Genomic DNA, 21,987 nt, shown 5'->3' on the forward strand with positions numbered 1-21,987 from the left:
TTGAAAGCACATGGAAGGAGACAGTTACATCATGCCGCCCATTCCACCCATGCCGCCCATTCCAGCAGCACCTAAATCAGCTTTATCATCTTTTGGTAAGTCTGTCACCATACATTCTGTAGTGATCATTAAACCCGCTACAGAAGCGGCGAATTGTAATGCACTACGAGTTACTTTAGTTGGATCTAATATACCCATCTCGATCATATCGCCATATTGTTCAGTACCTGCGTTATAACCGAAGTTACCTTCACCATTTTTCACCGCACTTGCGACTACTGATGCTTCTTCACCTGCGTTGGTTACGATTTGACGTAATGGCGCTTCCATTGCACGTAATGCTAACTTAATACCAACATTTTGTTCTTCGTTATCACCTGTTAAACCAGCCACTTTGTTTGCAGCTCGGATTAAAGCAACTCCACCACCAGCAACGATGCCTTCTTCAACGGCTGCACGAGTTGCATGTAATGCATCTTCTACACGTGCTTTTTTCTCTTTCATTTCTACTTCAGTTGCTGCACCTACTTTAATCACAGCGACACCACCAGCTAATTTAGCTACACGCTCTTGTAATTTTTCTTTATCGTAGTCAGAAGTAGATTCTTCGATTTGTTGACGAATTTGTGCTACACGACCTTGGATTTGTGTTTCATCACCGATACCATCAATAATAGTAGTATTGTCTTTGTTGATTACCACACGTTTTGCTTGACCAAGATCTTCTAACGTTGCTTTTTCTAATTCCATACCGATTTCTTCAGAAATCACAGTACCAGCAGTTAAGATAGCAATATCTTGTAACATTGCTTTACGACGGTCACCAAAACCAGGAGCTTTCACTGCTGCAACTTTCACGATACCACGCATTGTGTTCACCACTAAAGTTGCAAGTGCTTCGCCTTCAACATCTTCTGCAATGATCAATAATGGTTTGCCTGCTTTCGCCACGCCTTCTAATACTGGTAATAATTCACGGATGTTAGACACTTTTTTATCTACTAATAAGATAAATGGATTGTCTAATTCAACTGTTGCAGTTTCTGGTTTGTTAATGAAGTATGGAGATAAGTAACCACGATCGAATTGCATACCTTCAACAACAGCTAATTCATCTTCTAAACCAGTACCGTCTTCAACAGTGATAACGCCCTCTTTACCTACTTTATCCATTGCTTGTGCAATGATTTGTCCAACGATACTGTCAGAGTTTGCAGAAATCGTACCAACTTGTTCAATTTCTTTTGAAGTTTCACAAGGTTTAGATAAGGCTTTTAATTCAGTCACTACGGCAGCAACAGCTTTATCAATACCACGTTTTAAATCCATTGGATTCATACCTGCCGCAACCGCTTTTAAACCCTCGTTTACAATAGCTTGTGCTAATACAGTCGCTGTTGTAGTACCATCACCTGCTGCATCATTGGCTTTAGAAGCAACTTCTTTTACCATTTGTGCACCCATATTTTCGAATTTATCTTCTAATTCGATCTCACGTGCGACTGACACACCATCTTTAGTAATTGTTGGGGCACCGAACGATTTATCTAAAACAACGTTACGACCTTTAGGGCCTAATGTCACTTTTACTGCATCTGCAAGGATATTCACACCTGCTAACATTTTTACACGTGCATCATTACCAAATTTTACGTCTTTTGCTGCCATTTTTTATATTCCTCTGAGATTCATTATAAGATCTAATTGATGTTATATACTGATTTATATTGATATCATTGTTAATTCGATTTATTCAACAATCGCTAAAATATCGTTTTCAGAAATAATTAATACCTCTTCACCATCAATTTTTTCTGATTTTACGCCATAACCATCATTGAAAATCACAGTATCACCAACTTTGACATCTAAAGGTTGTACTGTACCATTTTCTAAAATACGGCCTTTACCAACAGCCAATACTTTTGCTCGCGTTGATTTAGTTGCTGCAGATCCTGTTAAAACAATACCACCAGCAGATTTAGTCTCAATTTCTTCACGTTTGATAATCACGCGATCATGTAATGGACGAATATTCATTTAATTACTCCTTAAATTAAAAAGTTATTTTGTTCAAAATGTTTCCCTAATATGTGGGAGATTTTGTTGCTTTCAAGGGGAAAAATAAAATTATTTTATTCTTTTATCTTCATCAACTTGTTTTTCATATTCAGCTTCGAATATTTCACTGTCCTGCTGAAAACCTTGCTGTGTTTTACGGAAAAAACGAGTATGGAAAAATTGAATTTTTTTTGCAATAAGGCTTTCTATCCATAAGCTAGTCATAGGCATTAATAATGCGAGTCCAAGTAGATCAGTAAGAAAGCCAGGAATAAAAAATAAGATACCTGCCACAATCCAAATACCTGATTTTAATAATGAACGAGTAGGAATTTCACCTCGAGAAAGTTGTTTTTGTACATTAAGTAAGGTATACCAGCCACGCGCTCTAATCATTAATAATCCAAAAACAGAAGATAAAATAAGTAAGATAATTAATCCTAAAATGCCAATCGTAGAACCTATCCAAACAAGTAATGAAAGCTCTATGTAAATAAATAGAAAGGCAAGTAGGAGAAATAAAATAAGTGGCATATATTGTTTCCTTATATTGAGGCAGTATAGTGTCTAATTCTTTTATAGATGGTAGCAAATTTTTAAAATTTCAACTGTACTTTGTTACAAAGTAACAAATAATAAAGCTCACATAGTTATGTGAGCTTTTCGATATAACACTTATTCTTTATTGTGCAGGATAGAACATCGGCGAATTTGGGCCTACTGGTAAGCCAAGTACAAAGACCCAAATAAAGAACATAGCTGACCATGCTACTAAGAATGCAACTGAATAAGGCAACATCATTGAAACTAATGTACCTACGCCCGCGTCTTTTTTATATTTAATCACCGTTGCCATAATTAAACCAAAGTAGCTCATCATTGGAGTAATGATATTGGTTACTGAATCACCAATACGATAAGCGGCTTGGATAATTTCAGGCGAATAACCTGTTAGCATTAACATTGGTACAAAGATTGGCGCAGTGACAGCCCATTGTGCAGAAGCTGAACCAATCATTAAGTTAATGAATGCGCAGATGATGATAAAGCCCATAAAGAGAACACCACCATGCAGCCCAACTTCGTTTAAGAAATTAGCCCCTTTTACTGCAATATATTGACCAATATTAGTCCAGTTAAAGAATGCAACGAATTGAGATGCAAAGAAGATAATGACAAGGTATAAACCTAAAGTACTCATTGCTTCTGCCATGGCATTTACAACATCTTTCTCACTACGAATACTTTTAGTAACAACACCATATACAGTCCCTGGTATTGCAAAAAGGATGAAGATAAAGGCGACAATTGATTTTAAGAATGGTGAACCTGTGACTAAGCCTGTTTTAGGATCACGCAAAATACCGTTTTCAGGTACCACACTCCAAGCGAGTAAGGCACATAGAACTAAGAATGCAAAACCTGCATATTTTAAGCCTTTACGTTCTAATGGGGTAACTTCATTAGAATGCTGTAAATCGATCTCATCTTGGGATAAATGACCATGATAAGGACCGAGCTGTGGTTCAACAATTTTCTCAGTAATAAAATAGCCAATGAATGCAATCACAAAAGTACTGGCAGCCATAAAGAACCAGTTTGCTTCAGGACCTACAGTATACGTTGGATCAATAATTTGTGCGGCTTGTTGCGTGATTCCTGCTAGTAATGGATCAATTGTACCTAATAATAAGTTTGCAGAATATCCTCCAGAAACCCCAGCAAATGCAGCGGCAAGACCAGCAAGAGGGTGACGGCCAAGTGAGTGGAAGATGATTGCGGCTAACGGAATTAATACAACATAGCCTAATTCTGAGGCGGTATTAGACAGAATACCTGCAAATACAATCGTAAACGTGGTTAATTTACGAGGTGATTTTGTGACTAATAAACGCATAACGGCAGAAAGTAAGCCTGCTTTTTCAGCAATTCCCACCCCGAGTAATGCCACTAATACAGTGCCTAATGGCGCAAAGTTAGTAAAGTTTTTTACTAGGTTAGTCAGTATTTTGCTTAAGCCATCAGCATCAAGTAGACTGACGACATAAATCATACCATCAGCGGCACGACCTTTTGTCCCTTCAGGGCGTGGATCAGGTACTGATAGTCCGAGATATTCACCTAATGCGGAAGAAATTAACAGTAAAACAATGAAAATCATAAAAAGTGTGACTGGGTGCGGAAGCATATTACCTAGCCACTCAACAGTATGAAGAAACTTACTGCCTTTTTTTTTGTTGTTGTGTTGTATTCATATTTAGTCCTTCTATTTTATCCATGATACAAGGGCTATACTAATAATTTTGCCCAGCAGAAATCTATCATGCTATGTATAATATTCAAACAAAAAGGTTAATAAAGTGTTAACAAGATCAAACTATTTTGTTTCTATTTCTGCTATTTTAATTCTATCGATATGTTTAAATTTTTCAGAAGTGCTTTTTTAGATTAGAAAAAGTAATCTGAAAGATAAAAATATGTCGTGGAGTCACATATTTAAAATGTGATTGGGATCAAATTTTTAGTACATTCATTTTTCTATAATATGCGACAACTTGTTCAATGCTCGAAATGGAGGATTAATAAAAATGGTAGCAACAAGAAAAGAAGTAGATTTACTCGGAGAACGTGATGTCCCTGCGGATGCGTATTGGGGGATTCATACTTTAAGAGCGGTAGAAAATTTTAATATATCCAATACAGTCATTTCAGATGTGCCAGAATTTGTTCGTGGTATGGTTATGGTCAAAAAAGCGACTGCATTAGCCAATGGAGAACTTGGTGCGATTCCAGATAAAATTGCAAAAGCTATTGTTGCCGCTTGTGATGAAATTTTAACAACAGGTAAATGTTTAGATCAGTTCCCATCAGATGTCTATCAAGGTGGTGCGGGCACATCTGTAAATATGAATACTAACGAAGTTGTAGCAAATCTTGCATTAGAAATTTTAGGGCATAAAAAAGGAGAATACCAATATCTTGATCCAATGGATCATGTCAATGCAAGCCAATCAACAAACGATGCTTATCCAACAGGATTCCGTATTGCTGTCTATAACAGCATTATGAAATTAATTGCTAAAGTGCTTTATTTACAACAAGGTTTTGAAAATAAAGCAAAAGAATTTTCTAACATCTTAAAAATGGGGCGTACGCAATTACAAGATGCTGTACCTATGACAGTAGGTCAGGAGTTTAAAGCGTTCTCTGTCTTATTAGATGAAGAAGTACGTAATTTAACTCGTACAGCAGAATTATTGCTTGAAGTTAACTTAGGGGCGACAGCAATTGGAACAGGCTTGAATACACCAGAAGGTTATGCGCCATTAGCAGTAAAATACCTTTCTGAAGTAACTGGATTGCCTTGTTCTTTAGCCGAAAACTTAATTGAAGCGACATCAGACTGTGGTGCTTATGTAATGGTACATGGTGCGTTAAAACGTACTGCAGTGAAATTATCTAAAGTATGTAATGACTTACGTTTATTATCTTCAGGACCAAGAGCGGGCTTGAATGAAATTAATTTACCAGAATTACAAGCGGGTTCTTCTATTATGCCAGCAAAAGTGAACCCAGTAGTACCAGAAGTCGTGAACCAAGTATGCTTTAAAGTGATTGGTAATGACACCACTGTCACTTTTGCAGCAGAAGCAGGTCAATTACAGCTTAACGTCATGGAGCCTGTGATTGGGCAAGCAATGTTTGAGTCAATTGAGATTTTAACGAATGCTTGTGTAAATTTACGTGATAAATGTATTGATGGTATCACCGTAAATAAAGAAGTATGTGAAAACTATGTGTTTAATTCAATTGGTATCGTGACCTACTTAAATCCATTTATTGGTCACCACAATGGCGATTTAGTCGGTAAAATCTGTGCTAAAACAGGTCGTGGAGTGAAAGAGGTCGTATTAGAAAAAGGGTTACTCACAGAAGAACAACTTGATGATATTTTATCAGTTGAAAACTTGATGAACCCGACTTATAAAGCAAAATTGAATAAATAGTGACTTATAAAATGTTATAAAAAGACACCGCACTTGAGATGAAGTTAAAAGTGCGGTTTTTTATTTAATTTTATTTATATAAAAAATGGCACATCATGTGCCATTTTTCATCAGTTATAGTCGTTATTGTAATAGCGAAATATCTGCTACTTGTAAGAATAAATTACGTAAATTGTTTAGGATAGCTAAACGGTTTTGACGTAATTTTTGATCTTCAGCGTTCACCATTACGTTATCGAAGAAGATATCCACTGGCTCACGTAATGCAGCTAAGCGGTCTAATGCAGCTTGGTATTCGCCGTTAGCAAATAATGGGGTAAGTTCCGCTTGTAGTGCAATAACTTGTTCTGCTAACACTTTCTCTGCTGCTTCAACGCATAATGCCACATCAATATTTGCTGGTAATTCTCCTTCCACTTTCACTAAAATATTGCTTACACGTTTATTTGCTGCTGCTAAAGCTTCTGCTGCTTCTAACGTTCGGAAGTGTGATACCGCACGTACACGGGCATCAAAATCTGATGGTTTGGTTGGACGACGTGCTAAAACTGATTGAATTACATCCACTGCAATACCTTCATCTTGATACCATGCACGGAAACGACCAAGCATAAAGTCGACAACTTCTTCTACAACGTTTGCATTTGTGAGTCTGTCGCCGAAAAGTGCGGCTGATTTTTTCACAATTTCTTCAAGATCGAGTGGTAGATTTTTCTCAACAATAATACGTAACACACCTAATGCCGCACGACGTAAAGCAAATGGGTCTGCGCTACCTTTTGGTTGTTGACCGATCCCGAAAATACCTGTCAATGTGTCAAATTTATCTGCTAATGCTACTGCACTTGCCACTAAGGATTTTGGCAATTTATCGCCCGCAAAACGTGGCATATATTGCTCGTTCAATGCTACAGCCACTTCTTCATCTTCACCATCATGACGTGCATAATGCATACCCATTACGCCTTGCGTATCAGTAAACTCAAACACCATATTAGTCATTAAGTCACATTTTGATAATAAGCCTGCACGTTTTGCTTTAGTTTCATCTGCACCGATTTGTTTCGCAATTTCACCTGCAAGTTGTTCAATGCGAGCGGTTTTATCACGTAATGTACCAAGTTGTTGTTGGAATAATACGGTTTCTAAGCGTGGTAATTGATCTTCTAAACGTTGTTTTAAGTCAGTTTTGAAGAAGAACTCCGCATCGGTTAAACGTGGGCGAACCACTTTTTCATTCCCTTCGATGATTTTACTTGGATCTTCAGGGTTGATGTTCGAGACAAAAATAAAGTGCGGTAATAATTTTCCATCTTTGTCATAAATTGGGAAATATTTTTGGTCTCCTTTCATAGTGTAAACTAACGCTTCCGCAGGCACGGCAAGGAAACGCTCTTCAAATTTCGCTGCCAATACATTTGGATATTCCACAAGTGAAGTCACTTCATCAAGTAAGTCTTCTTCAATATCAGCCACACCACCAAGTGCGGTCGCTTTTTCTTGTGCTTTTGCCAAAATCAACGCTTTACGCTCATTGAAATCAGCCACTACTGAGCCTTTTTCTTTTAATAGCGCAGGGTATTGATCTGCGTGTGAAATTTGGAATTCACGCTCACCAAGGAAGCGGTGACCACGAATTGTTGTACCACTTGCGACACCTAAAATTTCGCCTTCGATTAATTCATCACCAAGTAACATCGTTACAGTGTGAACAGGGCGAATAAATTGTACAGTTTTGTCCGCCCAACGCATTGGTTTTGGAATAGGTAATTTTGCTAATGCATTTGCAACGATATCTTTAAGTAGATTTTTGGTTGGTTGACCTTCGATAGTTGCACGATGAACTAACCATTCGCCTTTATCAGTCGCAATGCGTTCTGCTTGCTCAACACTGATCCCACAACCACGTGCCCAACCTTCAGCTGCTTTAGTCGGTTTACCTTCAGCATCAAATGCCGCAGATACCGCAGGACCACGTTTTTCAATTTGCTTGCTTGGTTGGCTAGTTGCTAAACCTAACACTTTCACAGCTAAACGACGTGGCGCTGCAAACCATTCTACTTTGTTAAAGGTTAAACCCGCTTGGTTTAACTCTAATTCCACGTTCTCTGCAAATGCAGTCGCTAATTTCTTGAGCGCCTTCGGTGGCAGCTCTTCAGTGCCGATCTCGGCGAGGAAGTTTTGTGTTGTCATTTTGTTTCTCTAATTAACTTTTATCTTTTAAAACCCATTTTCTGTACAAACTTTTTTATTGGTTTTTAATTCAAACGCCAATAATTTATTCGCATAATCATAATAATATCGGTGACTTTCTTCTAAACCTTTTGCTTGGGCTAATGCTACGGTTTTCAAAGAACAAGTGCGATAAATTAAATCTTTTTGCATATTATTCAGAGTAGTACTTTGTTCAGTGTTGTTTAAACTATTCCACCATACTTGTTCAATTGAATACTCATAAATAACTTGATTTTTTATAGCTTTGACATCCTCAATATATAAGTATCTTCCTAATGGCATACGTGTTTTACCATTCATTTTCGCTTTATCTTTCTTTGCCCCATTGATAGCAAGTTGTTCAACTGATAGTCCTTCAATCTTTTTGGCAAATTGAGCAACATACTCATCCGATTGCAAATAGCGTTCTGCATATAAAGCACGTCTTTCCATATCACTCATTGAACATGCGGAGAGAAGGATACCAATAAATAAAATAGATGATAATTTTTTCATACACTTTCCAAATTTAGGAATAAAAAATTTGCAAAACAGCTTTTATTTCACAATCCAAACCTACTTTTGCTATTACCCTTGATGGCGCTCGTTTCTTAACGAGTGCCTTTTTCATTATCACCCGTCAAAGACAGGCGTTATCATAGGGGGAGGCTAATTTTCCCAAGCGTGGCGGATGATATCGCTATCTCGGCAATTTCCCGTTTTACATTCACGTAAGCGGTCGCGTAAATATTCAGTACGTTCTTTATTCACTTCGTAATTGCAATCTACATTAATTGTGCCATCTTGCTCACAAGCTGAATCACGATATTTCAACCAATTACGTTGCGTTTGTACTAGAGATTTCGCTGTATTTGGTTTCAGCTGTTTTTTTAATCCTTTATAGACTTCGTTTAACTCTTTATCTGATTCTAAAAATAACTTCGCAGAGCAATAAGTGCGGTCATAAGATGTTGTAAAATGATTACAAGCATCACTTGCCATTGAACTCATTGGAACCAAGCATATTGTAGAGAATAAAAAATGACGTAGTTTCATATTACGTTCCTCTTTGTCAATGTGGCTGAGTTGTCTTTAATTCAGAATATTTTTCGTTCATCCTCACTGCCCACTCAACTAAGTGCGGTGTGATTTCGTGAAGATTCACGCCGAGTTTTTCGCCACGTAAGGCATACCAATCAATTAAACAGACTGCAGAAATTGTGCCGAGATTTAATTCATCACCAAATTGAGCAAGGTAACGTTCTAATTCTTTGAAGCTGCGAATATTGCGTTCAGTTAATTGTTGATGACGAGCAGTCCACCATTCATTTTCGGGACGGAGCAAACGTTCAGAAATAATTGGTAAGGTGTTTTCCATAATGCCGTCTGTTAACGCGTGCAGTTGTAATACTTTCCAACGTTTGCTATCTCGAGGCAGTAAATGACGCTCTGGCTGATTTTGTGCACCGAGATGATCGAGGTATTCACAAATCACATGGCTGTTATACAGCCACTCGCCGTTATCCAGTTGTAACGCAGGGACTCGTCCAAGTGGATTATCTTGGTTATGGGGCGAGTTTGGATCAAAAGATGATTGAATGGTTTGTAATTCAATTAGATCTTCAAGCTTATGATGTTTAATCACCGCCATCACTTTGCGTACATAAGGGCTAGTGTTTGAATGCCAGAGTTTCATTTTTGCTCCTAATTTTTAGCCGAAAACGTGCTGTAACTGGTTGATATCTAAAATGACTTGCTCGTCTGCTAGTAATAAAGCGGGAATACCGATATAACCATTTGCTTTTGCTTGTTCAAATGCAGAATGATTATCACGCAATCTTAGAAAGTGTTTGAAATTCGCCATTGAAGACATAATTTCTACCGCTTCATATTCCACATTTAAGCGATTTAATTCTGCCACAAATGCTGTTGTGTCTGGGCAGAGGTTAGCGAAGAATAAAACCGCTTTGCTCATCTCGAAAACTCCTAAAAACTGACCGCACTTTATTTACAGCCCGGGAAACCTAGTGCTTCGCGGCTTGCGTAGTAAGCCTCAGCAACGCTTTTAGTTAATGCGCGGATACGTAAGATATAGCGTTGGCGTTCTGTTACAGAAATTGCCTTGCGCGCATCTAATAAGTTAAAGCTGTGTGCTGCTTTTAAGATACGTTCGTAAGCGGGTAATGGTAACGGTTTTTCTAATGCTAATAATTCGCTTGCTTCTTTTTCGTATTGATCGAAACAGTAGAATAAGAAATCAGTATTTGCGTATTCAAAGTTGTAGGTAGATTGTTCCACTTCGTTTTGGTGGAACACGTCGCCATAAGTGGTTTTACCTAATGGACCATCAGACCAAACGAGATCGTACACACTGTCTACGCCTTGAATATACATGGCTAAACGCTCTAAACCGTAAGTGATTTCCCCTGTGACAGGTTTACATTCTAAACCACCCACTTGTTGGAAGTAGGTAAATTGAGTGACCTCCATACCATTTAACCATACCTCCCAGCCTAAGCCCCAAGCACCTAAAGTTGGGTTTTCCCAGTTATCTTCCACGAAACGGATGTCGTTTTGTGTTGGGTCGAAGCCGAGCATTTTTAAGCTGTCTAAATACAATTCTTGAATGTTATCTGGTGATGGCTTGATAACTACTTGGAACTGATAGTAGTGTTGTAAACGGTTTGGGTTTTCGCCGTAACGACCATCAGTTGGGCGACGTGATGGTTGCACATAAGCAAACGCCATTGGCTCTGGACCTAAGGCACGAAGTGCGGTCATTGGATGTGAAGTACCCGCACCCACTTCCATATCAAATGGTTGAACGATTGTTGCCCCTTGTTTTGCCCAATAATCTTGTAGGGCAAGAATCATACCTTGGAAGGTTTTTACATCAAATGTTGTCATAATGTTTTCTTTATTAAATAAAATAAGGTTAAAAATAGAACGAAAAATACATCCTATTATAGGGGAAAGTAGATGATGGATAAAGAGTATTCTCTTGATTAGTCGAGGGTTGTATTCACTTTGAAAAGAAAGTCTTAAATAGCAATCAGATTACAGATGATTTTTTGCTGTTTTTATTCGTGAAGGTATGTTGATTTTGTTGTTTTAATGTACACTGAACAGGGTTTTAATTTATATAAAAAGGAATAAGGAATGAACTATAAATGGCTACTTGCATTGAAGAAACCAAGTAATAAATTATGGGTTACAGCAGCGACTTGGGCATTAGTCACTGCTATTTTTGTATTTTCTTTACGTTTAGGTGCAAGAACTATTGAAGTCGGGACATTACCTAATATTGAGCAAGAGACGGTAGAAAGTTTACTGAATGTGATTGCATCAAGTATGTTAGCAGTGACAACTTTCTCTTTATCTATCATGGTTTCTGCTTTTGCTTCAGCGTCTAGTGGTGCGACACCGCGTGCGACAGATTTAGTGATGGGAGATAGTACAACACGTACTGCAATTACAAGTTTTATTTGTGCTTTTATTTACGCCATCATTGCCAAAACGGCGTTAGGTATGGCGTTTTATGCTCAAAATGGACGATTTATTTTATTTATTAGTACGATTGCAGTGTTATTGTATTTGATTATTACACTGATTCGTTGGGTTTATACCTTGTCTCAATTAGGGCGATTAGGCAATACATTGGAAAAAATTGAGCAAGTCACTCAAAAAGCATTACGACAATATCGTCTTTCTCCAATGATGGGGGCATCATCTACTCATGTATTGAGTAAGCAAACAAAACAGGTTGAGGCATTATCGAGTGGATATTTAACTCATATTGATATGCAGAGTTTACAACGGAAAGCAGAAGCAATAGACGGTTATATTCATATTCATGTACGCCCAGGTGAGTTGATTTCACCAGACACCTTATTGTGCGAGGTCGAGACGCAAAATGATGTTGAATTAGAAGACTTACGGCAATGTTTTATTTTTGCTAAAGGACGTACTTTTGAACAGGATCCAAGTTGGGGATTCATTGTATTAAGTGAAGCGGCACAACGTGCACTCTCTCCTGCGGTTAATGATCCTGGTACGGCTATTAATATTATGGCCATAATGATGGGACTGCTGGTCGAAAAAGAAGATGAACAACAAGCAGATGGTTTAGAGTATGATCGGCTATCTATCATTTCATTAGATTGCAATGAATGGATTCGTGATGCATTTTCACCTATTTCACGAGATGGTGCGGCTATTTTAGAAGTCAATTTAGTTATGCAAAAAGTATTAGCTAGTATTTGGCGAAATGCCCCAGATAAAGACGTATCAGCCGCAGCCTTTATAATGGCAAAACAAGCTTTTGAACGTGCATCTCATGCATTGACGTTACAGGACGATATTCAACTTTTAACGGAAAAACACCAAAATTTATTTAAGTAAGCAAATGCAATAACTCGTTAATATAGTAAATATTATATGGTCAAAGAATTTATGACGAACGACTAAAAGTTCCGCTATAATGACCGCAATTTTTTAAATATGGAATCAACTTAAAGGAAATTACGATGCAAAATCCAAAAGATGATGTACTTTATTCACCAATTGAATGGCTAGATTGTAGCCAAGGTTATACAGATATTCTTTACCATAAATCCACCGATGGGATTGCAAAGATTACGATTAATCGCCCTGAAGTGCGTAATGCTTTTCGTCCTCAAACAGTGAAAGAAATGATTCAAGCTTTTTCTGATGCGCGTTTTGATGAAAAGATTGGTGTGATTGTTTTAACTGGGCAGGGGGAAAAGGCTTTCTGTTCAGGTGGAGATCAAAAAGTACGTGGTGATTATGGCGGTTATAAAGATGACAGTGGTGTACATCACTTAAATGTATTGGATTTCCAACGTGATATTCGTACTTGTCCAAAACCAGTGGTTGCGATGGTTGCAGGTTATGCAATCGGTGGTGGTCATGTGTTACATATGATTTGTGACTTAACGATTGCCGCTGAAAATGCTATTTTCGGTCAAACAGGTCCGAAAGTGGGGTCATTTGATGGCGGCTGGGGAGCAAGTTATATGGCGCGCATTGTGGGTCAGAAAAAAGCACGTGAAATTTGGTTTTTATGCCGTCAATATGATGCCAAAGAAGCATTAGAAATGGGATTAGTAAATACGGTTGTACCTTACGCTGATTTAGAAAAAGAAACAGTACGTTGGTGTCGTGAAATGTTACGCAACAGCCCGATCGCATTACGTTGCTTAAAAGCTGCCTTGAATGCAGACTGTGATGGTCAATCTGGTTTACAAGAGTTGGCAGGGAACGCAACAATGTTGTTTTATATGACAGAAGAAGGACAAGAGGGGCGTAATGCGTTTAATGAGAAACGTGCGCCTGATTTTAGTAAGTTTAAACGCAACCCATAATAATCTGATGTGGTTAAAATTTGCTAAATTTTAACCGCACTTTTCAATACATAAGGAATGAAGTCTATGTTTTCTTGGAAAAAAGTATTCTTTTATAGCTTAATTATGATATTTGCAGTCATTGCGTTGTTTGCAGGTGGGATGTTCGTGTTAAGCAATGATGCCAAAGATAGATGTCTCGATTATGGTGGTCACTATAATGAAGTGACGAGAATTTGTGAACAATAATAATGGTTAGAACATTTCATTTATATAAGTATTCAATTCCTGTTGATAGCCAGCTGATTTTGCGTAATCGCTTTTTAAAAAAGCGTGAAGGGATATTAGTGCAAGTTTGTTGTGATGATGAACAAGGATGGGGAGAAATAGCGCCACTGCCTGAATTTAGTCAAGAAACCCTAGAGCAAGCGCTTGAACAAACTATCACATGGTTAAAAACATGGACGAAGACAGTCGGGAAATTACCCTTAGAAAATGTATATCCTTCAGTAGCTTTTGGACTAAGTTGTGCTTTTGCAGAAATGAAAGGACAACTAAATAAGGACGGAAATTACCAAGTTGCTCCACTTTGTTATGGTGATCCAGATGAGCTTTATGAACCACTTAATCAAATGCAAGGGGAAAAAGTCGCTAAAATAAAAGTAGGCATGTATGAAGCAAATCGTGATGGATTGATTGCGGATATGTTGCTTGAGGCGATTCCTGACTTGTATTTGCGACTTGATGCTAACCGCAGTTGGACACCTGCAAAAGCACAAATGTTTGCTAAATATGTGAAGCCAGAACATCGGGCTCGTATTCAATTTTTAGAAGAACCTTGCAAAACCCCTATAGAGAGTTTGCAATTTGCACAAGATACAGGAATTGCTATTGCTTGGGATGAAACAGTACGTGAGCCAGATTTTCGAGTGGAAAAACAACCACATTTAGCCGCGATTGTGATTAAACCTACCTTAATTGGTTCGTTACAATATTGTATCCAGTTAATTGAACAAGCACATCAATGTGGTCTAAAAGCAGTGATTAGCTCTTCGCTGGAAAGTAGTTTAGGCTTAACTCAATTAGCGCGTATCGCACAGCAATATACGCCTAATACAATCCCAGGTTTAGATACTTTAGATTTGATGGACTATCAATTAGTACGCCCATGGCAAGGTTCAAGTTTACCGTTAGTTGGGTTGGATTCCGAGTTTGTAGAACCTATATTAATTGACTGATAAGACCACCTACTTACTGCTATTTTAAAAAAAATAGTTATAATTTTTTAAGTTTAAAATTAGGAAGACATTATGTCGCAAACACCACGAATTTTGCTATTAAATGGTCCAAACTTGAATATGCTAGGGACGAGAGAACCTAAACATTATGGTAGTTTATCTTTGTCTACTATTGAACAGAATCTATACGAGTTAGCAAAGCAATATCAATTGCAACTAATCTGTTTCCAGTCTAATAGCGAAGAAAAGTTGATTGACAAAATTCATCAAAGTTTTGAACAAATTGATTTTATTATTATCAATCCTGCAGCGTTTACGCATACTAGTGTTGCACTGCGTGATGCATTATTAGCGGTTGCGATTCCTTTTGTTGAAGTGCATCTTTCTAATATTCATAAGCGTGAACCTTTCCGACATCATTCTTATTTTAGTGATATCGCAGAAAGTGTCATTTGTGGCTGTGGTGCTCAAGGATATGAATTTGCATTACAGTTTGCACGAGATTTCTTATTAAAAACGCGTTAGATTTAAGAAAATAGCGTAAATTTGCAGAATTTTATCGCCAAGTTACTCTTTTTCATGTAATCTCTCGCACGAGATGTAGAATTAACCAACTTGCACTTAAATATTACACTTTAGTCATATAAAGTGCGGTCAAAAAATAATAATTTAGGACATAGATTATGGACATTCGTAAAATTAAAAAACTGATCGAATTAGTAGAAGAGTCGGGCATTATGGAATTGGAAATCTCTGAAGGAGAGGAGTCAGTTCGTATTAATCGCGGTTCTGTTTCTCCAGCGGCTGTGCAATATACTGTACCTGTACAAGCACCAGTGAGTGCTCCAGCACCAGCAGCTGTTACACCAACTGAGCCAGCCCCAGTTGCTTCTGCAACAAGTGAGACTGTGACAGGTCATGCGATTCGCTCACCAATGGTAGGTACTTTTTATCGTAGCCCAAGCCCTGAAGCGAAGCCATTTGTTGAAGTTGGTCAAACAGTGAAAGTGGGTGATGCACTTTGTATTGTCGAAGCTATGAAAATGATGAACCGTATTGAAGCTGACAAGGCTGGTGTAGTGAAAGCTATTTTAACCAATGATGGCGAAGCTGTTGAATTCGATCAAAAACTCATTATCATCGAATAATAAATCCAATAAGCGAATGTTCATTCGCTTATTTTCTAATTAGCTTATTTTAAATGGTGATCTTTTTGCCATTTTACTCACAAGTGGAATTTTCTTATGTTAGAGAAAGTTATTATTGCCAATCGTGGTGAAATTGCACTGCGTATTTTGCGTGCTTGCAAAGAGTTAGGTATTAAAACTGTTGCAGTGCATTCCACAGCAGATCGTGAATTAAAACATGTTTTACTTGCAGATGAAACGGTTTGTATTGGTCCTGCGCCCTCAACTAAAAGTTATCTTAATATTCCTGCCATTATTGCGGCTGCTGAAGTTACTGGTGCGGATGCTATTCATCCTGGATATGGTTTTTTATCTGAAAATGCAGACTTTGCTGAACAAGTAGAGCGTTCAGGTTTTGTCTTTATTGGACCTACAGCAGATGTCATTCGTTTAATGGGCGATAAAGTATCAGCTATTGAGGCAATGAAAAAATCGGGTGTTCCTTGTGTACCAGGTTCTGGTGGTCCAGTCGGTTCTGATATGGCAAAAAATAAAGAAATTGCAAAGCGTATTGGATACCCTGTAATTATCAAAGCTTCTGGTGGTGGCGGTGGTCGCGGTATGCGTGTAGTTCGTGATGAATCAGCGCTAGAAGAATCAATTGCCATGACAAAAGCAGAAGCGAAAGCTGCGTTTAATAATGACATGGTATATATGGAAAAATATTTAGAAAATCCACGCCATATTGAAATTCAAGTCCTTGCAGATACCCATGGTAATGCGATTTATTTAGCCGAACGTGATTGCTCAATGCAACGTCGCCATCAAAAAGTAGTAGAAGAAGCGCCTGCACCTGGTATTTCAGAAGAAGTACGTCGTGATATTGGAACTCGCTGTGCCAAAGCGTGTATTGAAATTGGTTATCGTGGCGCAGGTACATTTGAGTTCTTATATGAAAATGGCGAATTCTATTTCATTGAAATGAACACGCGTATTCAAGTTGAGCACCCTGTAACAGAAATGATTACAGGCGTAGACCTAGTCAAAGAACAGTTACGCATTGCTGCGGGTTTACCATTGTCAATTAAGCAAGAAGATGTCAAAGTACGTGGACATGCTATGGAATGCCGTATCAATGCAGAAGATCCAAAATCCTTCTTACCTTCACCTGGCAAAGTAGAACATTTACATTCACCAGGTGGATTAGGCGTTCGTTGGGATTCGCATGTTTATGCAGGTTATACTGTTCCTCCACATTATGATTCAATGATTGCTAAATTAATCACGTATGGAGATACACGTGAAGTGGCTATTCGTCGTATGCAAAATGCATTAGGTGAAACTATTATTAGTGGCATTAAAACCAATATTCCATTACATGAATTAATTTTAGCTGATGAAAATTTCCAGCAAGGTGGTACAAATATTCACTACCTTGAGAAGAAATTAGGTATGCGTGATTAATTCGATCACGTAAGTGTAAAACAAAAAAGTGGATTTTTTCCACTTTTTTTATATATATGGATGATGTTATGAGCAAAGATTCTCGTTATAAACAAGCTACAAAGGAAGCTCGTTGGGCATTAGGCTTAACAATCTTATATGTTATTGGCTGGTGCTTATGTGCTTATTTACCAAAAGAAACTCTAGGTCCTATTGGTTTTCCTCTATGGTTTGAATTAGCTTGTATTTATCTGCCTATCTTATTTATTGTGGTTGCTTACTGGGTAATTAAAATTATCTATCAAGATATCAATTTAGATCCAAAACAAGAGGAGCAACAATAATGAATTTAGGTATTGTACTCCCATTAATCATTTATTTAACTTTCGTTTTTGGTGCAGCCGTTTATGCTTATGTGAAACGTCAAAGAGGCGACTTTTTAACAGAGTATTATGTTGGTAGTCGTTCTATGACAGGATTTGTACTTGCTATGACAACTGCAGCAACCTATGCCAGTGCAAGTTCATTTATTGGTGGTCCTGGTGCTGCATATAAGTTTGGTTTAGGTTGGGTATTGCTTGCAATGATCCAGGTACCAGCAGTGTGGCTTGCGTTAGGTGCTTTGGGTAAAAAATTTGCACTGCTTTCACGTGAAAGTAAAGCATTAACGATTAACGACTTATTGCTTCATCGTTATAAAAATAAATATTTAGTTTGGGTCGCAAGTATTGCCTTACTTATTGCCTTTTTCGCAGCGATGACAGTGCAGTTTATTGGTGGTGCACGTTTGTTAGAAAGTACTATTGGTATTGATTATCGTACGGCATTATTCATTTTTGCTTTGACAGTTGGGATTTATACTTTTATTGGTGGTTTTCGTGCTGTTGTCTTAACAGATACAATTCAAGGCACAGTGATGATTTTTGGAACATTGATTCTACTTGGTGGTGTTATCTATGCTGCTGGTGGCATTGAAAGTGCGGTACAAAAATTAACAGAAATCAACCCTGATTTAGTCAGCCCTTATGGCCCGAATGAAATGCTTGATTTTCAATTTATGGCCTCTTTTTGGATTCTGGTGTGTTTTGGAGTAGTTGGCTTACCGCATACCGCAGTACGCTGTATGGCTTTTAAAGATAGTAAGGCTTTACATAGTGGTATGTTAATTGGTACCGCCGTACTGAGTATTATTATGCTAGGGATGCATTTATCGGGTGCATTGGGTCGTGTCATTTTACCTGATTTAACTATTCCAGATCAGGTTATTCCAAGTTTAATGCTACAGGTACTGCCTCCTATTGTGGCTGGTATCTTTTTAGCAGCACCAATGTCAGCTATCATGTCGACTATTGATGCCCAATTAATTCAATCTTCATCGATCTTTGTAAAAGATCTCTATTTATCAGCTAAACCTGAAATGGCTCAGAATCAGCGTAAAATTGGTTGGTTATCTTCCTTAATTACGCTCACATTGACGGCACTTTTAATTCTTGCTGCACTAAATCCACCAGATATGATTATTTGGCTCAATTTATTTGCTTTTGGTGGATTAGAAGCCGCATTTTTATGGGTTATTATCCTTGGGTTATATTGGGATAAGGCCAATGCTTATGGTGCAATAAGTTCAATGGTGATTGGTTTAACGACTTATATTTTACTCACCTCATTCTCAATTAAACTCTTTAATTTTCATGCGATTGTGCCTTCATTAGTTTTTGGACTAGTCGCATTTTTAGTCGGAAATAAGATGGGTGAAAAGAGGGTAATGAAGCCTTAAAATATTGAGTCGAAATAAGTGGCTTTCTTTTACTCTCACAGAAGAAAGTCGCTAAACTGAAATAGTTAGCTTTGTATATTATTTTAGTTCTGATCTTTTCATTAAATGAAACCAATAAATGGTATTTTGAATTAAGTTACTTTTCTGTTTTGTAGACAACTTTTTTATTAACTATGCTGTTATTACTTAATATGTTCAAGATGATAACAGCAAAGGAACTTGGAGATTGCTACATTCAAGTAACTAATAAAAAGAACATCATAAAATTGAATAAAGGAAAAAAATTATGGCTTGGGTCCAAATTCGAATTAATAGCACAAATACACAAGCAGAACCCATGAGTGATTATTTAGACGAAATTGGTGCAGTATCTGTCACTTTCATGGATAGTCAAGATACACCTATTTTTGAGCCATTACCAGGCGAAACACGTTTATGGGGCAATACGGATGTCGTTGCTTTATTTGATGCTGAAACTGATATGCAACAGATTGTAGAATTGTTGAAGGCAGAACATTACCTTAATGAAAACTCAGCTTACAAGATTGAACAAATCGAAGATAAAGATTGGGAACGAGAGTGGATGGATAATTTTCATCCAATGCAATTTGGCAAACGCTTATGGATTTGTCCAAGTTGGCGTGAGGTACCTGATGAAAATGCCGTCAATGTGATGCTTGATCCAGGGCTTGCTTTTGGAACGGGAACACATCCGACCACTGCATTGTGTTTAGAATGGTTAGATGGTTTAGATTTAACCAATAAAACCGTTATTGATTTTGGTTGCGGTTCGGGAATTCTCGCTATTGCAGCCCTGAAATTAGGGGCTAAGCATGCAATTGGCATTGATATTGACCCACAAGCCATTCTTGCTAGCCGTAATAACGCAGAACAAAACGGTGTAGCAGAGCGCCTACAGTTATTTTTAGCTGATGATAAACCTGCAGATTTAAAAGCGGATGTAGTTGTAGCAAATATCCTCGCGGGTCCATTAAAAACACTTTATCCTGTGATTAATCAACTAGTTAAACCAAATGGGGTTTTAGGCTTGTCTGGCATTTTATCTACACAGGCACCTTCTGTTTGTGACACTTATGCACAAAAATTTACGTTAGAACCTGTACAAGAACGTGACGAATGGTGTCGGATTACAGGACAACTAAATTGATAATAGTATTATAATTGAGTATAAAATTTAATCTGAACAATAAATTGTCAAGTTTTATTTAAATTTTAATCAAGGAAACGGTTGCATTTTTAATAAAAATCAAAAAATATCAAAAAAATGCTTTTTGTATAAAAAATATGCTTTGCAAATGAAGCAAAAGTGCGTATTATAGCGACCCTTGTCGGTTAGGGTGGGTGTCAAACTAACAATATCCGGATTTATGATATTTGAGAGGTAGTAAATGCGAATAGGTTCTTATCAACTTAAAAATCGCATTCTTTTAGCTCCAATGGCGGGTATTACTGATCAACCTTTTCGGCGAATCTGTGCTCATTATGGTGCAGGTTTAACTTTCTCCGAAATGATGTCAACGAATCCACAAGTTTGGCATACAGAAAAATCGAAACTGCGTTTGGCTCATCACCAAGAGGCAGGGATTAATGCTGTGCAAATAGCAGGTTGTGATCCTGATGAAATGGCGAAAGCTGCTCAAGTTAATGTCGAGTATGGGGCAGAAATTATTGATATCAATATGGGCTGTCCTGCCAAAAAAGTGAATCGTAAAATGGCTGGCTCTGCACTTTTACAATATCCTGATTTGGTTAAACGTATTCTTGATGCTGTTGTTAATGCTGTTCATGTACCAGTAACCTTAAAAATAAGGACTGGTTGGGATCGAGATAACCGGAATTGTGTCGAAATCGCTAGAATTGCAGAGCAGTGTGGTGTTCAAGCTTTAACTATCCACGGACGAACAAGGACTTGTATGTTCGAGGGGGAAGCTGAATATGACAATATCAAAGCGGTTAAACAACAAATTTCCATTCCTGTCATAGCTAATGGCGACATTACTTCTGTTGAAAAAGCAAAGTATGTTCTCAACTATACCAACGCAGATGCAATAATGATCGGACGTGGTTCATTAGGCAATCCGTGGCTTTTCCAAGTGATGGAAGGCTTAATTGAAAAAGACTCGATTGTTTTAGAGCCAAGTTTAAACGAGAAATGTAATGTGATTTTACAGCATATCCAAGACCTCCATCATTTTTATGGTGCAGACAAAGGATGTCGTATTGCACGTAAACACGTTGCTTGGTACTTACAGGGAATTCAAGCTAATCCCGTTTTTAGACAGGCTTTTAATGCAATTACTGATCCCAAAGAACAATTGATTGCTTTAGAAGATTTTTTTAATTTGATTCTGATGGATAAAGAAAAAAATGTTAGAACAACAACGTAATCCAGCTGATGCATTGACAGTATCAGTGTTAAATTCACAATCTCAGGTAACAAATAAACCATTACGCGATTCAGTGAAACAAGCATTGCGAAATTATTTGTCGCAATTAGATGGCCAAGATGTAAATGAGCTTTATGAATTGGTATTAGCGGAAGTTGAACACCCTATGCTGGATATGGTTATGCAATATACACGTGGTAACCAAACTCGTGCGGCAACAATGTTAGGCATTAACCGTGGAACTTTACGTAAGAAACTAAAAAAATACGGTATGGGTTAATTAACCAGTGTATTTTTGACTAATTTGTTAGTTAGATAAGGCGGACTTGGGTTCGCCTTTTTCTATATA

23 protein-coding genes are annotated in these 21,987 nt (G+C 37.7%); 13 read left to right on the forward strand and 10 right to left on the reverse strand.

Annotation, left to right across the window (positions count from 1 at the left end):
* Positions 1-24 precede the first annotated feature (24 nt).
* The 4 genes from groL to DYE19_RS00935 form a co-directional block, all read right to left on the reverse strand.
* On the reverse strand, positions 25-1,668 hold the full coding sequence (gene groL / locus DYE19_RS00920) for a chaperonin GroEL (protein WP_049214321.1): 1,644 nt from the start codon (positions 1,666-1,668) through the stop codon (positions 25-27).
* 81 nt (positions 1,669-1,749) lie between these two features.
* A complete protein-coding gene (locus DYE19_RS00925; protein WP_049214320.1) occupies positions 1,750-2,040 on the reverse strand; it encodes a co-chaperone GroES in 291 nt (96 codons plus the stop codon).
* 90 nt (positions 2,041-2,130) lie between these two features.
* A complete protein-coding gene (locus DYE19_RS00930) occupies positions 2,131-2,595 on the reverse strand; it encodes an FxsA family protein (protein WP_049214319.1) in 465 nt (154 codons plus the stop codon).
* A 148-nt stretch (positions 2,596-2,743) separates the two neighbouring features.
* Complete coding sequence (locus DYE19_RS00935; protein ID WP_115322303.1) at positions 2,744-4,312, reverse strand: AbgT family transporter; 1,569 nt, start codon at positions 4,310-4,312, stop codon at positions 2,744-2,746.
* Positions 4,313-4,649: 337 nt separating this feature from the next.
* On the opposite strand from DYE19_RS00935, the gene aspA reads away from it, so the two are divergent.
* Positions 4,650-6,068 (forward strand): aspartate ammonia-lyase, encoded by a 1,419-nt coding sequence (gene aspA / locus DYE19_RS00940; protein ID WP_115322304.1) that lies wholly within the window; start codon positions 4,650-4,652, stop codon positions 6,066-6,068.
* A gap of 123 nt (positions 6,069-6,191) precedes the next feature.
* Here aspA and glyS read toward each other — a convergent pair whose 3' ends face one another.
* From glyS to glyQ, 6 genes are all read right to left on the reverse strand, one after another.
* Complete coding sequence (gene glyS / locus DYE19_RS00945; RefSeq protein ID WP_115322305.1) at positions 6,192-8,261, reverse strand: glycine--tRNA ligase subunit beta; 2,070 nt, start codon at positions 8,259-8,261, stop codon at positions 6,192-6,194.
* Between the two features lie 27 nt (positions 8,262-8,288).
* Positions 8,289-8,798: a hypothetical protein gene (locus DYE19_RS00950; protein WP_049214315.1), complete on the reverse strand. Its 510-nt coding sequence runs from the start codon at positions 8,796-8,798 to the stop codon at positions 8,289-8,291.
* Between the two features lie 153 nt (positions 8,799-8,951).
* On the reverse strand, positions 8,952-9,338 hold the full coding sequence (locus tag DYE19_RS00955) for a lysozyme inhibitor LprI family protein (protein WP_115322306.1): 387 nt from the start codon (positions 9,336-9,338) through the stop codon (positions 8,952-8,954).
* Between the two features lie 16 nt (positions 9,339-9,354).
* A complete protein-coding gene (locus DYE19_RS00960; RefSeq protein ID WP_115322307.1) occupies positions 9,355-9,978 on the reverse strand; it encodes a glutathione S-transferase N-terminal domain-containing protein in 624 nt (207 codons plus the stop codon).
* Between the two features lie 15 nt (positions 9,979-9,993).
* Positions 9,994-10,257 (reverse strand): hypothetical protein, encoded by a 264-nt coding sequence (locus DYE19_RS00965; protein WP_115322308.1) that lies wholly within the window; start codon positions 10,255-10,257, stop codon positions 9,994-9,996.
* Positions 10,258-10,286: 29 nt separating this feature from the next.
* Positions 10,287-11,189 carry a glycine--tRNA ligase subunit alpha gene (glyQ, locus tag DYE19_RS00970; RefSeq protein ID WP_167409464.1) on the reverse strand — a complete coding sequence of 301 codons (903 nt, stop codon included), beginning with the start codon at positions 11,187-11,189 and terminating at the stop codon, positions 10,287-10,289.
* A 252-nt stretch (positions 11,190-11,441) separates the two neighbouring features.
* Between glyQ and DYE19_RS00975 the strand changes: the two genes are divergently transcribed.
* The 12 genes from DYE19_RS00975 (at position 11,442) to fis (ending at position 21,918) form a co-directional block, all read left to right on the forward strand.
* Positions 11,442-12,683, forward strand: a complete 1,242-nt coding sequence (locus DYE19_RS00975) for a DUF2254 domain-containing protein (RefSeq protein ID WP_115322310.1) — start codon at positions 11,442-11,444, stop codon at positions 12,681-12,683.
* A 125-nt stretch (positions 12,684-12,808) separates the two neighbouring features.
* Complete coding sequence (menB, locus tag DYE19_RS00980; protein WP_115322311.1) at positions 12,809-13,666, forward strand: 1,4-dihydroxy-2-naphthoyl-CoA synthase; 858 nt, start codon at positions 12,809-12,811, stop codon at positions 13,664-13,666.
* Positions 13,667-13,732: 66 nt separating this feature from the next.
* Entirely contained in the window at positions 13,733-13,894 is a 162-nt protein-coding gene (locus DYE19_RS11225; protein WP_167409463.1) for a hypothetical protein, read from the forward strand.
* A gap of 2 nt (positions 13,895-13,896) precedes the next feature.
* Entirely contained in the window at positions 13,897-14,883 is a 987-nt protein-coding gene (menC, locus tag DYE19_RS00985; protein ID WP_049214309.1) for an o-succinylbenzoate synthase, read from the forward strand.
* A 72-nt stretch (positions 14,884-14,955) separates the two neighbouring features.
* Entirely contained in the window at positions 14,956-15,408 is a 453-nt protein-coding gene (aroQ, locus tag DYE19_RS00990; protein WP_049214307.1) for a type II 3-dehydroquinate dehydratase, read from the forward strand.
* A 158-nt stretch (positions 15,409-15,566) separates the two neighbouring features.
* The gene (gene accB, locus DYE19_RS00995; RefSeq protein WP_115322313.1) at positions 15,567-16,031 is read left to right on the forward strand and encodes an acetyl-CoA carboxylase biotin carboxyl carrier protein; all 465 of its coding nucleotides are present in this window, start codon (positions 15,567-15,569) and stop codon (positions 16,029-16,031) included.
* A 96-nt stretch (positions 16,032-16,127) separates the two neighbouring features.
* The gene (gene accC / locus DYE19_RS01000; protein ID WP_115322314.1) at positions 16,128-17,474 is read left to right on the forward strand and encodes an acetyl-CoA carboxylase biotin carboxylase subunit; all 1,347 of its coding nucleotides are present in this window, start codon (positions 16,128-16,130) and stop codon (positions 17,472-17,474) included.
* Positions 17,475-17,542: 68 nt separating this feature from the next.
* Positions 17,543-17,797, forward strand: a complete 255-nt coding sequence (locus DYE19_RS01005; RefSeq protein ID WP_115322315.1) for a YhdT family protein — start codon at positions 17,543-17,545, stop codon at positions 17,795-17,797.
* Positions 17,797-19,230 (forward strand): sodium/pantothenate symporter, encoded by a 1,434-nt coding sequence (panF, locus tag DYE19_RS01010; RefSeq protein WP_115322316.1) that lies wholly within the window; start codon positions 17,797-17,799, stop codon positions 19,228-19,230. Before DYE19_RS01005 ends, panF begins: the two co-directional genes overlap by 1 nt.
* 286 nt (positions 19,231-19,516) lie before the next feature.
* Positions 19,517-20,398: a 50S ribosomal protein L11 methyltransferase gene (gene prmA, locus DYE19_RS01015; protein WP_115322317.1), complete on the forward strand. Its 882-nt coding sequence runs from the start codon at positions 19,517-19,519 to the stop codon at positions 20,396-20,398.
* Positions 20,399-20,639: 241 nt separating this feature from the next.
* On the forward strand, positions 20,640-21,638 hold the full coding sequence (gene dusB, locus DYE19_RS01020; RefSeq protein ID WP_049214295.1) for a tRNA dihydrouridine synthase DusB: 999 nt from the start codon (positions 20,640-20,642) through the stop codon (positions 21,636-21,638).
* A complete protein-coding gene (gene fis, locus DYE19_RS01025) occupies positions 21,619-21,918 on the forward strand; it encodes a DNA-binding transcriptional regulator Fis (RefSeq protein WP_005723276.1) in 300 nt (99 codons plus the stop codon). Before dusB ends, fis begins: the two co-directional genes overlap by 20 nt.
* Positions 21,919-21,987 lie beyond the last annotated feature (69 nt).

Source organism: Pasteurella canis, from assembly GCF_900454865.1.
Classification (GTDB): domain Bacteria; phylum Pseudomonadota; class Gammaproteobacteria; order Enterobacterales; family Pasteurellaceae; genus Pasteurella; species Pasteurella canis.

What these genes read in the sequence shown, in the direction of transcription:
- DYE19_RS00960 (WP_115322307.1), bottom strand. Translation starts at nt 9,978, where the DNA reads ATGAAACTCTGGCATTCAAACACTAGCCCTTATGTACGCAAAGTGATG.
- accC (WP_115322314.1), top strand. Translation starts at nt 16,128, where the DNA reads ATGTTAGAGAAAGTTATTATTGCCAATCGTGGTGAAATTGCACTGCGT.
- glyQ (WP_167409464.1), bottom strand. Translation starts at nt 11,189, where the DNA reads ATGACAACATTTGATGTAAAAACCTTCCAAGGTATGATTCTTGCCCTA.
- menC (WP_049214309.1), top strand. Translation starts at nt 13,897, where the DNA reads ATGGTTAGAACATTTCATTTATATAAGTATTCAATTCCTGTTGATAGC.
- DYE19_RS00950 (WP_049214315.1), bottom strand. Translation starts at nt 8,798, where the DNA reads ATGAAAAAATTATCATCTATTTTATTTATTGGTATCCTTCTCTCCGCA.
- aroQ (WP_049214307.1), top strand. Translation starts at nt 14,956, where the DNA reads ATGTCGCAAACACCACGAATTTTGCTATTAAATGGTCCAAACTTGAAT.
- accB (WP_115322313.1), top strand. Translation starts at nt 15,567, where the DNA reads ATGGACATTCGTAAAATTAAAAAACTGATCGAATTAGTAGAAGAGTCG.
- aspA (WP_115322304.1), top strand. Translation starts at nt 4,650, where the DNA reads ATGGTAGCAACAAGAAAAGAAGTAGATTTACTCGGAGAACGTGATGTC.
- groL (WP_049214321.1), bottom strand. Translation starts at nt 1,668, where the DNA reads ATGGCAGCAAAAGACGTAAAATTTGGTAATGATGCACGTGTAAAAATG.
- DYE19_RS11225 (WP_167409463.1), top strand. Translation starts at nt 13,733, where the DNA reads ATGTTTTCTTGGAAAAAAGTATTCTTTTATAGCTTAATTATGATATTT.
- DYE19_RS01005 (WP_115322315.1), top strand. Translation starts at nt 17,543, where the DNA reads ATGAGCAAAGATTCTCGTTATAAACAAGCTACAAAGGAAGCTCGTTGG.
- fis (WP_005723276.1), top strand. Translation starts at nt 21,619, where the DNA reads ATGTTAGAACAACAACGTAATCCAGCTGATGCATTGACAGTATCAGTG.
- glyS (WP_115322305.1), bottom strand. Translation starts at nt 8,261, where the DNA reads ATGACAACACAAAACTTCCTCGCCGAGATCGGCACTGAAGAGCTGCCA.
- prmA (WP_115322317.1), top strand. Translation starts at nt 19,517, where the DNA reads ATGGCTTGGGTCCAAATTCGAATTAATAGCACAAATACACAAGCAGAA.
- DYE19_RS00955 (WP_115322306.1), bottom strand. Translation starts at nt 9,338, where the DNA reads ATGAAACTACGTCATTTTTTATTCTCTACAATATGCTTGGTTCCAATG.
- dusB (WP_049214295.1), top strand. Translation starts at nt 20,640, where the DNA reads ATGCGAATAGGTTCTTATCAACTTAAAAATCGCATTCTTTTAGCTCCA.
- DYE19_RS00925 (WP_049214320.1), bottom strand. Translation starts at nt 2,040, where the DNA reads ATGAATATTCGTCCATTACATGATCGCGTGATTATCAAACGTGAAGAA.
- DYE19_RS00975 (WP_115322310.1), top strand. Translation starts at nt 11,442, where the DNA reads ATGAACTATAAATGGCTACTTGCATTGAAGAAACCAAGTAATAAATTA.
- menB (WP_115322311.1), top strand. Translation starts at nt 12,809, where the DNA reads ATGCAAAATCCAAAAGATGATGTACTTTATTCACCAATTGAATGGCTA.
- DYE19_RS00930 (WP_049214319.1), bottom strand. Translation starts at nt 2,595, where the DNA reads ATGCCACTTATTTTATTTCTCCTACTTGCCTTTCTATTTATTTACATA.
- DYE19_RS00965 (WP_115322308.1), bottom strand. Translation starts at nt 10,257, where the DNA reads ATGAGCAAAGCGGTTTTATTCTTCGCTAACCTCTGCCCAGACACAACA.
- panF (WP_115322316.1), top strand. Translation starts at nt 17,797, where the DNA reads ATGAATTTAGGTATTGTACTCCCATTAATCATTTATTTAACTTTCGTT.